This is a genomic window from Microbacterium paraoxydans (assembly GCF_018224615.1).
In the GTDB taxonomy this organism is placed as follows: Bacteria; Actinomycetota; Actinomycetes; order Actinomycetales; family Microbacteriaceae; genus Microbacterium; species Microbacterium paraoxydans_B.
Window position 1 is genome coordinate 433814 of the sequence record NZ_JAGTUK010000002.1, and the last position, 13627, is coordinate 447440.

A 13627-nucleotide genomic window follows, 5' to 3' on the forward strand; every position below is an offset into this window, starting at 1 on the left:
GATAACGACTGTCGATAAACCCGTCAAGGCCCCGCTATGCCCACGGCGAACACGGGCATACCCGGCATTCCTGGTCGTTACTCTCGATGTACAAGCGCTTCATGCGTCTTCGCCCCGTGCGAATAAGGAGTCAACATGTTCGAGAGATTCACGGACCGAGCCCGTCGAGTGGTCGTCCTCGCCCAAGAAGAGGCGAAGATGCTCAACCACAACTACATCGGCACCGAGCACATCCTGCTCGGCCTCATCCACGAGGGCGAGGGCGTCGCAGCCAAGGCGCTGGAGTCGCTCGGCATCTCCCTCGACGCCGTGCGCGAGCAGGTGCAGGACATCATCGGCCAGGGTCAGCAGCAGCCGACCGGCCACATCCCGTTCACGCCGCGCGCCAAGAAGGTGCTCGAGCTCAGCCTCCGCGAGGCCCTGCAGCTCGGTCACAACTACATCGGCACCGAGCACATCCTCCTCGGCCTCATCCGTGAGGGCGAGGGAGTGGCCGCTCAGGTGCTCGTCAAGCTCGGCGCCGACCTGAACAAGGTGCGCCAGCAGGTCATCCAGCTGCTGTCGGGCGCTCCCGGTCGCGAGCCCGCATCGGTCGGCGCGCAGACCAACGACTCGCCCGCCGGTGCGCAGGGCGGCTCCGCGGTGCTCGACCAGTTCGGCCGCAACCTCACCCAGGCCGCGCGCGACAACAAGCTCGACCCGGTGATCGGGCGCGAGAAGGAGGCGGAGCGGGTCATGCAGATCCTCTCCCGCCGTTCCAAGAACAACCCCGTGCTGATCGGTGAGCCCGGCGTCGGCAAGACCGCCGTCGTCGAGGGGCTGGCCCAGGCGATCGTCAAGGGCGATGTCCCCGAGACGCTGAAGGACAAGCAGCTCTACTCGCTCGACCTCGGCTCGCTCATCGCCGGTTCCCGCTACCGCGGTGACTTCGAGGAGCGCCTGAAGAAGGTCACCAAGGAGATCCGCACGCGCGGCGACATCATCGTCTTCATCGACGAGATCCACACCCTCGTGGGTGCGGGTGCCGCCGAGGGCGCGATCGACGCCGCGAGCATCCTCAAGCCGCTGCTCGCCCGCGGTGAGCTCCAGACCATCGGGGCCACCACGCTCGACGAGTACCGCAAGCACTTCGAGAAGGACGCCGCGCTCGAGCGCCGCTTCCAGCCGGTGCAGGTGAACGAGCCGACGCTGCCGCACGCGATCAACATCCTCAAGGGGCTGCGCGACCGGTACGAGGCGCACCACAAGGTGCAGATCACCGACGGAGCGATCGTGGCCGCGGCGAACCTCGCCGACCGCTACGTGTCGGACCGCTTCCTGCCGGACAAGGCCATCGACCTGATCGACGAGGCCGGCGCTCGCCTGCGTCTGTCGATCCTGTCGAGCCCGCCCGAGCTGCGCGAGTTCGACGAGAAGATCGCCGCCGTGCGCGAGCAGAAGGAGCTGGCGTCCGAGGAGCAGGACTTCGAGAAGGCCGCCGCGCTGCGTGACGAGGAGAAGAGCCTCCTCGCCGAGCGTCTGCGCCTCGAGAAGCAGTGGCGTGCGGGCGACGTCGCGACCCAGGCGGTCGTCGACGAGGGCCTGATCGCCGAGGTGCTCGCCCAGGCGACCGGCATCCCCGTGTTCAAGCTGACCGAGGAGGAGTCCAGCCGACTCGTCTTCATGGAGAAGGCGCTGCACCAGCGCGTCATCGGTCAGGAGGAGGCCATCGCGGCTCTCTCCAAGACCATCCGTCGTCAGCGTGCCGGGCTGAAGGACCCGAAGCGTCCCTCCGGCTCGTTCATCTTCGCCGGCCCCACGGGCGTCGGAAAGACCGAGCTGGCCAAGGCGCTCGCGGAGTTCCTGTTCGACGATGAGGCTGCGCTCATCTCGCTCGACATGAGCGAGTTCGGCGAGAAGCACACCGTCTCGCGGCTGTTCGGTGCCCCTCCCGGGTTCGTCGGCTTCGAAGAGGGCGGTCAGCTCACCGAGAAGGTGCGGCGCAAGCCGTTCAGCGTGGTGCTGTTCGACGAGATCGAGAAGGCGCACCCCGACATCTTCAACTCGCTGCTGCAGATCCTCGAGGAGGGTCGTCTCACCGACGGTCAGGGTCGGATCGTGGACTTCAAGAACACGGTCATCATCATGACCACCAACCTCGGTGCGCGCGACATCGCCGGCGGCCCGGTGGGCTTCCAGATCGAGGGCAACAACGCCACCAGCTACGAGCGGATGAAGGGCAAGGTCAACGAGGAGCTCAAGCGGCACTTCAAGCCCGAGTTCCTGAACCGTGTCGACGACATCATCGTCTTCCCGCAGCTGAGCAAGGACGAGCTGGTGCAGATCGTGGACCTGTTCACGAAGCGCCTCGGCGAGCGTCTGCTCGACCGCGACATGACGATCGAGCTGTCGCAGGCCGCCAAGGAGCGCCTGATCGAGATCGGCTTCGACCCGGCGCTGGGTGCCCGGCCGCTGCGTCGCGCGATGCAGCACGAGATCGAGGACCGTCTGTCGGAGAAGATCCTGCACGGCGAGCTCGACTCGGGCGACCACGTGAAGGTCGACGCGAAGGACGGGGAGTTCCTGTTCGAGCACGGCCCGCGCGGCGAGAAGGTCGCGGTCGGTGTCAACACCGGTGGTGGCGCGATCGCCGGCACCCCCGACCTGGCGGTCGCCAGCGGGGAGTGACCCTCCTCCCCTGCATGAGGAGCACGGCGAGTAGACGAAGAGAAGGGGCGGATGCTGCGGCATCCGCCCCTTCCTCGTGTCTGGGAGGCGCACGGAGGGAGCGGTTCTAGGCTGGTCGGGTGAGCGACTACATCGTCCGGCCCGCCCGCAGCGCCGACATCGTCAGCATCCGCGCTCTGCTCCAGCCGCTCGTGGAGCAGCGGATCCTGCTCGGCAAAGACCTCGCGGTGCTGTACGGCGCCGTGCAGGAGTTCGTGGTGGCCGAGGCCGACGGAGAGCTGATCGGCTGCGGCGCCCTGCACGTGATCTGGGAGGACCTCGGCGAGGTGCGCACCCTGCTCGTGCGGGATGACTGGCTGCACCACGGCGTCGGCCGGGCGATCGTGGACCGCCTGGAGGAGAACGCGCGGGCACTCGGGTTGTCGCGGCTGTTCTGTCTCACGTTCGAGGTCGACTTCTTCGGCCGGCGCGGCTTCACGCCCATCGGTGAGCAGGTCGTGGACCCCGACGTGTACTCGCAGCTGCTGCGCAGTGGGGACGCGGGTGTCGAGGAGTTCCTCGACCTCGCGCACGTGAAGCCGAACACGCTCGGCAACACCCGCATGCTCAAGGTGCTCTGACGCCCGACGGACCGCGGCCGCTCCCGGGCTCGCGCACGCGGATCGCTTAACCTGGAGGTATGCCCCGTCGTTCTGCCGCCGTCTACCGTCGTCGGCGCCTGGTGGTGCTGCTCGGACTGATCCTGGTCCTCGCGGTGATCGGGGTCTCGGTGTGGCTCCTGGTGGCGCGGCCGTGGGCCGCCGCGACCGACGCGACTCCCGCGCCGACCTCCACCGCGACGAGCGGGGCCACGCCGCCGGCGACGGGTTCTGCGAGCCCGGAGCCCACGCCCAGCGCCTCCGAGACGCCCGGTGTCGTGGCGTGCCAGGCGAAGGACATCGAGGTCACGGCCGTCACCGACGCCGACACCTACCCGGCGGGCGTCAACCCTCAGCTGTCGATCTCACTCACGAACAAGGGCACCACGGACTGCACGATCGACGTGGGGTCGAGCACGCAGGTGTTCATGGTGTCGAGCGGCGCCGACGTGTGGTGGCGGTCGACCGACTGCCAGGAGAACCCGAGCAGCATGATCGCGACGCTCACCGCCGGGTCCACCGTGGTGAGCAAGGAGCCCGTGGTGTGGGATCGCACGCGGTCGAGCGTGGAGACCTGCGCGCAGGAGAACCGGCAGCGCGCGCCCGGCGGCGGCGCCTCCTATCACGTGGCCGTGTCGATCGGCGGCTTCCCCAGCGCGGGCACGACGCAGTTCCTTCTGTACTGAACCGACGCGCTACGGGTTTGCGGGCCGTCGGCACGCGGCGCTTCGGATTGCCCCGTCTCGGGCGCCGTTCGGTCCGAATTGCGACAACCTTCGCGTCAGAGGGCCCGATGTGCTGACACGGGTGGTTCTTTGGGATACCATAGACATGACTCTCCGCCTATGCGGCATAAGCCATCCCCAGTGGCGTCGAACTACAGCGTCCCCAGCGCTTCGACATCGCCGCTCGAGAGTCCGAGGGCCCTCTCGAGTACCCCAGTCCCCAATGGAGGACTCGAGAGGGCCCCAATTTTTTCCCGGCGCCGCGTCGAGCTCGCGCCGCCCCGCTCCCGCCGGGTGAGGTCTCCGCCGCCGTGCCGATGCCTAAGCTGGAGACATGGCTGCGAAGAAGGCGAAGTCCGGCAAGAAGAAGCCCGCCCCCGAGGACTTCCGGTCCGAGGCGCTCGCGGTGGCCCTGGAGAAGCAGGACGTCGCCGCGGTCGCCCTGGCCCTGCGGCACGGCACGACCGTGGTCCCGCTCATCAAGCCGGGCGCGCGCGACAACCCGCTCGACGGCGGCGAGGTGTGGACCTACCGCGACCAGAACACGGGCGACCTCGCGCTGCTGCTCTTCAGCGACGCGAAGAACAAGCCGGCCAACCTGCCGCCCGGGGTGGGCATCTACGACGCCGCGTGGCTGCGACGGTTCCTGTCGGCGCACCCCATCACGACCGTGTTCCTCGACATCGCCGGTCCCCACCCCATGCAGGCCGACCCGGTGGAGCTGCTCAAGGCGCTCGACGCCTGACCGACGCGACTCAGAACGGCGGGATGTCGCGGTCGGGGCGCCGCGCCCCGTTGCGCGACCGGATGTCGCCCAGGGCCGCGCGCAGCGTCTTCGACCGGTCGTCGACCACCTGCTCGTAGCCCAATCGGGCCGCCTCGGTGCGGCGCTGTGCCGCCTGCGTGACCGGACGGACCTCACCCGCCAGACTCAGCTCGCCGACGGCGGCCACCGTGCGCGGCACCGAGATCATCTGGATCGACCCGGCCACCGCGATCGCGATGGCGAGGTCGGCCGCCGGCTCGGTGAAGCGCACGCCGCCGACGGTCGACACGTACACGTCGAGGCTCCCGGTGGGCACACCCGCCCGGCGCTCCAGGATGGCGAGCACCATGGCCACGCGCGACGCGTCGAGACCGTGCACGATACGCCGCGGGTTCGGCGCATTGCTGGGCACTGTGAGCGCCTGCACCTCGACCGGGAGCGCGCGGCGCCCCTCGAGCGAGATCGCGACGCAGGTGCCGGGCTCCGTCGCCCCCTGCGACAGGAAGAGGCCGGACGGGTCGGGCACCTCGGCGATGCCGTCGCCTGTCATCTCGAAGCAGCCCACCTCGTCGGTGGGACCGAACCGGTTCTTGAGCGCCCGGATGAAGCGCAGCGAGGTCTGCCGGTCGCCCTCGAAGTGGCACACCACGTCGACCAGGTGCTCCAGCACGCGGGGCCCTGCGACCTGGCCGTCTTTCGTGACATGGCCGACGATCACGATCGGCAGGTCGCGCTCCTTGGCCACGCGGATGAGGGTCGCGGCGACCTCGCGCACCTGACTGGGCTGCCCGGCGGCCCCGTCGACGAGCGACGAGGACACGGTCTGCACCGAGTCGACGATCACGAGCTGCGGCTGCACCTCGTCGATGTGCCCGAGGATGGTGGCCAGGTCGGTCTCGCTCGCCAGGTACAGCTCGTCGTGCAGCGCCCCGGTGCGCTCGGCCCGCAGCCGCACCTGGGCCGGCGACTCCTCGGCGCTCGCGTACAGCACGCGTCGTCCGGAGCGGGCGGCCTGGGCTGCGACCTCGAGCAGCAGGGTCGACTTGCCCACGCCCGGCTCGCCGCTGAGCAGGATCGCGGCACCGGGGACGATGCCGCCGCCCAGCACGCGGTCGAACTCACCGACCCCGCTGGTGCGGCGAGGGGCGTCTTGCGTGGTGATCTGCGTGATGGGCCGGGCGGCGCGCTCCGCGGTGGGGGCGAGGGCCGAGACGCGACGGAGGATCCCGGTCTGGGCCGCCTGCTCCTGCACCGTGCCCCACTGCTGGCACTCTCCGCAGCGGCCCACCCACTTCGCCGTCGTCCACCCGCATTCGGTGCACACGAAGGCGGGGGGAGCGGGTTTGCGGGTGGCCATGTCCCCAGGCTATCGGCGGGATCAGACATCCCTATCGCCCGGGTGATTATTCACGGCCCGGACCACCAAAAGGCCCGTCGATCGCCAGAATAATGGAGACATGTCCAACGGCGGGTCCGTCTGCGGACCGATCTCGAGCTACTCCCGGGTGCGCATCCTGCATCTGCTCTTCGAGGCGGGAGCGAGCGGGGTGTCCCGGCACCTCACGGTCGCCGAGCTCTGCGCGGCCACCGGCTTGCACGCCAACACGGTCCGCGAGCACCTGCAGCGGCTCATCGAGGGCGGCTACGTCATCCCCGAGGTCGAGCGCCGCACCACCCGCGGCCGTCCGCGCACGCTCTACCGCGCCGCGACCGGGGCGTCCGACGCCTCCAGCCCGGTCGCCAGGGACAAGGCCAAGGCGGCGGCACGTCGTGGCGACCTGCTGCGCAGCGTGGTGCCGTCCGCGGCAGTGAGCACGCTCGGCCGCGACGCCGTGCATCAGCTCGACGCCCTCGTGGAGCACCTCGAGGAGAGCGGCTTCGAACCGGTCGTCGACGACCGGGTTCTCACGGTCGACCTGAGCCCGTGCCCGCACGCCGCCGGCCGTCCGGAAGACCGCCCGCTGCTGTGCCAGGTGCATCTGGGCCTGATGCAGAGCGTGCTGACCGAGGCGGGGGGTCCGCTCGCCGCCGCGTGCGTGCGCGACGCCGAGAGCCCGTCGGAGTGCACGGTGCAGCTGCGCGACACCACGACGCAGCAGTCCGACAGAACAGGAGTCGCGCATGGAATGGCTTGATCCGCTCGCTCTGTCCCGATGGCAGTTCGGGCTGACGACCGTCTATCACTACCTCTTCGTGCCGCTGACGATCGGCATGGCCCTGGTGGCCGCGATCTTCCAGACCGCGTGGGTGCGCACCGGCAAGGTGCAGTACCTCCACCTCACCCGGTTCTTCGGCAAGATCTTCCTGATCAACTTCGCCATGGGCGTGGTCACCGGCATCGTGCAGGAGTTCCAGTTCGGCATGAACTGGTCGGACTACTCGCGCTTCGTCGGCGACGTGTTCGGCGCCCCGCTCGCGTTCGAGGGTCTGCTGGCGTTCTTCTTCGAAGCCACGTTCATCGGGCTCTGGATCTTCGGGTGGGACAAGCTTCCGCAGAAGCTGCACCTCGCCACCATCTGGTTCGTGTCGATCGGCAGCATCCTGTCGGCGTACTTCATCATCGCGGCCAACGCGTTCATGCAGAACCCGGTCGGCTACACGTTCAACCCGGAGACGAACCGCGCCGAGCTGACCGACTTCTGGGCGCTGCTGACCAACCCGGTCGCGCTCGCCGCGTTCCCGCACACCATCTTCGGCGCGCTCATGTTCGCCGCCGGTGTCGTGATCTCGGTGTCGGCCTGGCACCTGGCGCGCGGTCAGCACTTCGACACCATGCGCATCTCGCTCAAGTTCGGGCTGTGGGCCATGATCTTCTCGACCGCGGGCGTGGTGCTCACGGGGGACCAGCTGGGTCTGGCGATGTACGCCGCGCAACCCATGAAGATGGCCGCCGCCGAGGCGACGTTCAACACGGTGTGCGGACCGGACGCCTCGTTCAGCCTGTTCACGCTCGGCACCCCGGACGGCAGCTCCGAGCTGTTCTCCATCCGCGTCCCGTACCTGTTGTCGCTGCTGTCGACGCACACGCTCGACGCGTGCGTGCACGGCATCAACGACCTCAACGCCGAGTACGCCCAGACCTACGCCTCGACCGGGCTGACCGACTTCGCCCCGATCCTCTGGGTCACGTACTGGTCGTTCCGCTGGATGATCGGCCTGGGCATGGCCGCCGCCCTCGTCGCGGTCGCCGGCCTGTGGGTCACCCGCAAGAAGGCCGCCAAGCCGGTCGCCCCGTGGATGTGGAAGGTCGCGATCTGGTCGTTCCCGCTCGCGCTCGCCGCCAACATCATGGGCTGGGTGTTCACCGAGATGGGCCGGCAGCCGTGGATCGTGTTCGGGCTGATGTCCACGCGCGACGGCGTCTCGCCCGGCGTGAGCGGCCTCGAGGTGCTGATCTCGCTGATCGCCTTCACCGCGATCTACGCCGCCCTCGCGGTGGTCGAGGTGCGGCTGATCGTGAAGGCCGCCCAGAAGGGGCCGGACACCGACGAACAGCCCCATGAGGAGACGGCCCAGCTGCCGTCGGTCGTGTACTGAGAGGGAGGAGCATCATGGATCTCGCAACGCTCTGGTTCTGGATCGTCGCCTTCCTCTTCGTGGGGTACTTCGTTCTGGACGGATTCGACTTCGGCGTCGGCATGTCCCTGCCGTTCCTCGGCAAGGACGACGTGTCCCGTCGCCAGGTCATCAACACGATCGGCCCGGTGTGGGACCTCAACGAGACGTGGGTCATCGTGGCCGGTGCCTCGCTGTTCGCGTCGTTCCCCGAGTGGTACGCCACGCTGTTCAGCGGGTTCTACCTGCCGCTGCTGCTCATCCTGCTCGCGCTCATCCTCCGCGGCGTCTCGTTCGAGTACCGCCATCAGCGGGAGAGCCGGAAGTGGAAGCAGGGCTTCGACCGGATGATCGTGATCGGCTCCGTGGTGCCGGCGCTGCTGTGGGGTGTGGCCTTCGGCAACATCGTGCAGGGCGTGGCGATCGACGAGAACCACATCTTCGTCGGCGGGTTCTTCTCGCTGCTCAACCCGTACGCGCTGCTGGTGGGCGTGACCACGCTGCTGCTGTTCTTCCTGCACGGGGTGTTGTTCGTGGCGCTCAAGACCGACGGCCAGGTGCACGCCGACGCCAGGAAGCTCGCGGCGCGCGCGGCCGTCCCCACCGTGATCGCCGCGGCGGCCACCGTGCTGTGGACGTACTTCCTCGCCGCGGGGCGGGAGGCGCCGCTGCTGTGGCTGGTCGCGGGCGCGGGTGCCGTGGCCGCGGTGTCGCTCATCGCCGCGATCGTGCTGTCGCTGCGGGGGCGGGACGGACAGGCGTTCACCGCGGGTATCGTCACGGTGCTGACGGCCGTGGTCATGCTGTTCGCCGCGCTGTTCCCGTTCGTGATGCCGTCGACGATCGACCCGGCGTATAGCCTGACGATCGCGAACGCGTCGAGCACGCCGTACACGCTGCAGATCATGACCTGGACCGCGCTCATCGCGCTGCCTCTCGTCATCGCCTACCAGACCTGGACATACTGGGTGTTCCGCAAGCGCGTCACCCGCAGCTCGATCGAGGGGGCGCCGGCGCACGCGTGACCCCGTCCAGCCCCCGATGATCGCCCCCGTATGAAACCCGTCGACCCGAGACTGCTGCGCTATGCGGCTGCCGCCCGCGGCTACCTCGCGGCTTCCGCGCTGATCGGCGTCGCGCAGACCGCGGTCACGATCGCGTTCGCGTGGCTGCTGACCGAGGCGATCACGGGGGCCATCGCGGGGCGTGACGTCACGGTCGTGCTGCTCACGCTGCTCGCGACGGCCCTGGTGCGCGGGGTGCTGATCGCCGCCTCCGACGCCGCGGGGACCCGGGCGGCCGCTCGCACGGGCATGCAGCTGCGGTCCGCGCTCGTGGCGGCGGTGGGGCGCCTGGGGCCCGGGTGGCTGGCGCAGCGCAACCAGACCGAGCTCGCGGTCACCGCGGGGCACGGGCTGGAGGCACTCGACGCGTACTTCGCGCGGTACATCCCGCAGCTCGTGCTCACGGTGATCGCGACGCCCGTGCTCGTCGCGGTGATGTGGTGGCAGGACTGGCCGAGCGGTCTCACGGCGCTCATCACGCTGCCGCTCATCCCGCTGTTCCTCATCCTGATCGGCATCGCCACCCGCACGGTGCAGAAGCGGCAGTGGCAGACGCTGCAGCGACTGGCCGCCCGGTTCGCCGACACCGTGCAGGGGCTGTCGACGCTGCGGCTGTTCGGCCGGGACGCCCGCGCGGCCGACCGCATCGAGGCCACCGCCGACGACTACCGTCGCGAGACCATGAAGGTGCTGCGGTTCTCCTTCCTGTCGGGGTTCTCGATGGAGCTGCTGTCGTCGCTGGCGGTGGCGCTGATCGCGGTCGCGGTGGGCTTCCGGTTGCTGTCGGGCGACCTGACGCTCGAGGTCGGGCTGTTCGTGCTGCTGCTGGCACCCGAGGCGTTCCTCCCGATCCGGCAGGTGGGCGTGCAGTTCCACGCGGCGGCCGAGGGGGTCGCCGCCACCGAGGACGTGTTCGCGGTGCTCGACGAGGCGCGAGCGGGGGAGCGGGGCGGAGCCGCGGGCGGCGCGGTTGCGGGAGCGGGCGCGGGAGCGGGAGTGGCGGGCGCGGGAGCGGGAGCGGCGGGCGCGGCGGTCCCGGCGCAGGCCGGGGTGCTGGTGGTGGACGGCCTGCGGGTGCGCGACCTGCCGCCGGTGTCGTTCACGGCCGCGCCGGGCAGCATCACGCTGATCGAGGGGCCGAGCGGCTCGGGCAAGTCGAGTCTGCTGGCGGCGCTGCGGGGGGCGGTGCCGTTCGCAGGGGAGGCGACGTGGGCCGGGCAGGACGTGCGAGCACTGGCGCCGTCGGAGTGGCTGGCGTGGGCCGGACAGGCGCCGGGGCTGATCCGGGGCACCGTGGCGCACAACGTGGCGCTGGGGGAGGCGGAGCCCGATGCGGCGCGGGTGCGGTCGGCGCTGGATGCGGCGTGCGCCGAGGGGATCGATGCCGCCCGCGAGCTGGGCGTGCAGGGGGCCGGGCTCTCGGGTGGACAGGCGCAGCGCGTGGCCGTGGCGCGGGCGCTGTACCGTCAGGCCGCGGCGCAGCACGCGGTGCTCGCGCTGGACGAGCCGTCGAGCGCGCTCGACTCCGCCACGGAGGAGCGGCTGTGGGCCTCGCTGCGCGCCCGCGCCGACGCCGGGGCCACGGTGCTGCTGGTGTCGCACCGCCGCTCGGCGCGCGACATCGCCGACCGCGTGGTGGCGCTGGGGGTGAGCGCATGAGCGAGACGACCAGGGCTCACCGGGTGCGGGAGGTGCTCCGCCTCGCGCAGCCGCCCGTGGCGCGGTTCCTGCCGGGGCTGATCTGGGGTGTGCTGTCGGCTGGTGCCGCGGTGAGCCTGCTGGCGGTGAGCGGCTGGCTGATCGTGAGCGCCTCGATCGTCGACTCGCTCGTGCCGCTGTCGGTGGCGGTGGTGGGGGTGCGGTTCTTCGCCGTGACGCGCGCGGTGACCCGCTACCTGGAGCGGCTGAGCGGGCACGATGCGGCGCTGCGGCAGCTCGCCGCGACCCGCTCCGACCTGGTGCGCCGGCTCATCCCGCTCTCGCCGGCGGCGCTCGGCGCGACCGATCGGGGGCAGGTGCTCGCCGCGCTCGTCGACGACGTGGAGAACCTGCAGAACCTGCCGCTGCGCGTGGTGCAGCCGCTCGCGGTGTCGGGGGTCGTGGCCGTGGGCGCGGTCGGGTTCCTGGCGTTCGTGTCGCCCGCTGCCGCGCTCACCCTCGCGGTGTGCCTGGTGGCCGCGGCGCTCGCCGCGATCGGGCTCGGGTGGGTGTTCGGCTCGCGGGCCGAGGCGGCCGTGTCGGCCCGTCGTGCCGAGGTGTCGGCGGCGCTGGTCGACTACCTCGGCAGCCTCGACGTGCTGCTCGCCTATGGCGCGGAAGGTCAGGCGCGCGAGCGCATCCGGGTGGCCGATCTGGCGCTGCGCCGCGTGGTGGGCAGGGCGTCGCTCGCGCAGGCCGTGGCCGCGGGCACGGTGTCGCTGCTGGCGGGGGCCGCGTCGGTGTGGGCACTCGCGGCGGCCGCTCCCGGGCTCACGACCGGGGCCATCGATGCGCCGTGGCTCGCGGTCGCGGTGCTCGTGCCGATGGTGGTGTTCGAGGTGTTCGGTGCCGTCCCGATCGCCGCGGCCTCATGGCGCAGCGTGCGGGCGAGTGCCCAGCGCATCGTCGACGTGCTGCCGGAGCGCATGCCTGCGGAGTTGCGGACGGACGCGGGGGAGGACCTCGGGTTCGACCGCACGCCGCGCGTCAGCCTCCGTGGGGTGACCGCCGCGTGGCCGGGTGGCGCTCCGGCGCTGCGCGGAGTGGACCTCGACCTGCGGCCGGGGGAGCGGGTGCTGGTGACGGGGCCGAGCGGTGCGGGCAAGAGCTCGCTCGCGGCCGCCCTGGTCGGCTTCCTCCGCGTGACCGGGGAGTACCGCATCGACGGGCACGACGCGGCAGCCTTGTCGGGTCCGGCGCTGCGCCGCGTGATCGGCCTGACCGAGCAGCACCCGCAGCTGTTCGACGAGGATCTGCGGCAGAACCTCCTGTTCGCCAGGGACACCGCGACCGATGCGGACTTGCTGCAGGTGCTCGACCGCGTGGGGCTCGGCGCGTGGGCGCGGGAGCGCGGGGGACTCGACGCCAGGGTGGGCGACCGCGGGGCGCTCGTGTCGGGTGGCCAGGCGCAGCGCATCGCCCTGGCCAGGGCCCTGCTGCGCGGCTTCCCGGTGCTGGTGCTCGACGAGCCGACCGCGGGAGTGGACCCCGAGGCGTCCGACGCGTTGCTGCGCGACCTGCTCGATGCGGCGGGGGAGCAGACGGTGCTGCTGATCTCGCACGTGGACCCCCCGGAGGGGACGGTGGACCGGGTCGTGCGGCTCGACGGCGGCCGCACGCTCTGACCGTCGCGCGACCGGAGCCGCGTGGGGCCGTGGGGTCAGACGCTCATGTCGACGGGCGGCTCCATCACGATGCCCTGCGCCTCGAACGCTCGGCGGCGCTCCTCGATCCGACGGTGCATCTCCACCTGTGCGGCGTCGACCAGGCGCGGGTCGAGCTCGACCGTAGGCGGGTGGGGGTCGCCGTGGTGGGCGGCGATGTAGGCGTCGAGCTCGGGGCCGCTGGTCCACGAGGTGATGAGCGCGTACCGCGGGGCCGTGCCGCGGTGCCACACCGCGTGCCAGAACCGCTGCGTGTCGATCACGATGCGGGAGCCTGCGCGCAGGGGCAGGCGCACCTCGGTGGCGGGGTCGAAGCGGTCGGAGCGGAGGATGAGCATCGAGTCGGTGTCGTCGGTGAGGTTGACGTAGCCGCGCACGACCCAGCCGGTGCCCGGTTCGTTGAGGCGGTTGTTGTCGTCCTGGTGCAGGTTGTAGATCGCGTCGGCGTAGTCGTTGGGCTGCAGCTCGATGACGCGGCAGCGGCCCACGCCGGCGCCGGGCTCGAGGGCGCGGCGCTGCAGGGTGGGGGCGATCGCGACCTGCGCGTCGATCCAGACGCCGTCCTTGTCGGTGCGCGGAGGGGTGCGGTTCCAGAAGCCGTTGCAGTCGATGTCGCCCGCGTAGCTGGTGAGCGGGGCGAAGCGGGTGATGCCGGACGAGCGCCAGCCGACGTACTCCAGGTCACGCCACTCGGCGGGATCGATGGGGCTCGTGTCGTCGTCGAGGACGACGTAGCCGGTGTCGGCGAGAGCCTCGGAGGTGATGAATGCCATGCTGCTGTCCTTCCCGTCGATGCCACCCCAAGACGGCGGGTTCTTAGGCAATCCTAACCGGCGCGAGCGGTGGTGTC

Annotated in this window: 11 protein-coding genes; 9 read left to right on the plus strand and 2 right to left on the minus strand. The window is 70.7% G+C overall.

Annotated elements, in window-relative coordinates:
• Nucleotides 1-135: 135 nt before the first annotated feature.
• From KE274_RS07710 to KE274_RS07725, 4 genes are all read left to right on the plus strand, one after another.
• Nucleotides 136-2667, plus strand: coding sequence for an ATP-dependent Clp protease ATP-binding subunit (locus KE274_RS07710; RefSeq protein ID WP_211542468.1), 2532 nt, complete (start codon nucleotides 136-138; stop codon nucleotides 2665-2667).
• A 119-nt stretch (nucleotides 2668-2786) separates the two neighbouring features.
• Nucleotides 2787-3287, plus strand: coding sequence for an amino-acid N-acetyltransferase (locus KE274_RS07715; RefSeq protein ID WP_211542470.1), 501 nt, complete (start codon nucleotides 2787-2789; stop codon nucleotides 3285-3287).
• Nucleotides 3288-3346: 59 nt separating this feature from the next.
• Complete coding sequence (locus tag KE274_RS07720; RefSeq protein ID WP_211542472.1) at nucleotides 3347-3991, plus strand: hypothetical protein; 645 nt, start codon at nucleotides 3347-3349, stop codon at nucleotides 3989-3991.
• A 373-nt stretch (nucleotides 3992-4364) separates the two neighbouring features.
• Nucleotides 4365-4775, plus strand: coding sequence for a dehydrogenase (locus KE274_RS07725; protein ID WP_211542474.1), 411 nt, complete (start codon nucleotides 4365-4367; stop codon nucleotides 4773-4775).
• Between the two features lie 10 nt (nucleotides 4776-4785).
• On the opposite strand, the gene radA is transcribed toward KE274_RS07725, so the two are convergent.
• Nucleotides 4786-6153, minus strand: coding sequence for a DNA repair protein RadA (radA, locus tag KE274_RS07730; RefSeq protein ID WP_211542475.1), 1368 nt, complete (start codon nucleotides 6151-6153; stop codon nucleotides 4786-4788).
• A gap of 100 nt (nucleotides 6154-6253) precedes the next feature.
• Between radA and KE274_RS07735 the strand changes: the two genes are divergently transcribed.
• From KE274_RS07735 to cydC, 5 genes are read left to right on the plus strand one after another with little or no spacing between them, the layout of a single operon-like run.
• Nucleotides 6254-6931 carry a helix-turn-helix domain-containing protein gene (locus KE274_RS07735; RefSeq protein ID WP_211542477.1) on the plus strand — a complete coding sequence of 226 codons (678 nt, stop codon included), beginning with the start codon at nucleotides 6254-6256 and terminating at the stop codon, nucleotides 6929-6931.
• Nucleotides 6918-8333, plus strand: coding sequence for a cytochrome ubiquinol oxidase subunit I (locus KE274_RS07740; RefSeq protein ID WP_211542479.1), 1416 nt, complete (start codon nucleotides 6918-6920; stop codon nucleotides 8331-8333). The genes KE274_RS07735 and KE274_RS07740 overlap by 14 nt, the downstream gene beginning before the upstream one ends.
• Nucleotides 8334-8347: 14 nt before the next feature.
• Complete coding sequence (gene cydB / locus KE274_RS07745) at nucleotides 8348-9376, plus strand: cytochrome d ubiquinol oxidase subunit II (RefSeq protein WP_211542481.1); 1029 nt, start codon at nucleotides 8348-8350, stop codon at nucleotides 9374-9376.
• Nucleotides 9377-9406: 30 nt separating this feature from the next.
• Nucleotides 9407-11074, plus strand: a complete 1668-nt coding sequence (gene cydD / locus KE274_RS07750) for a thiol reductant ABC exporter subunit CydD (protein WP_211542483.1) — start codon at nucleotides 9407-9409, stop codon at nucleotides 11072-11074.
• Nucleotides 11071-12738, plus strand: coding sequence for a thiol reductant ABC exporter subunit CydC (gene cydC / locus KE274_RS07755; RefSeq protein WP_211542485.1), 1668 nt, complete (start codon nucleotides 11071-11073; stop codon nucleotides 12736-12738). Before cydD ends, cydC begins: the two co-directional genes overlap by 4 nt.
• A gap of 35 nt (nucleotides 12739-12773) precedes the next feature.
• Here the strand turns inward: cydC and KE274_RS07760 are convergent, their stop codons facing one another.
• A complete protein-coding gene (locus KE274_RS07760) occupies nucleotides 12774-13550 on the minus strand; it encodes a hypothetical protein (RefSeq protein WP_211542487.1) in 777 nt (258 codons plus the stop codon).
• Nucleotides 13551-13627: the final 77 nt, after the last annotated feature.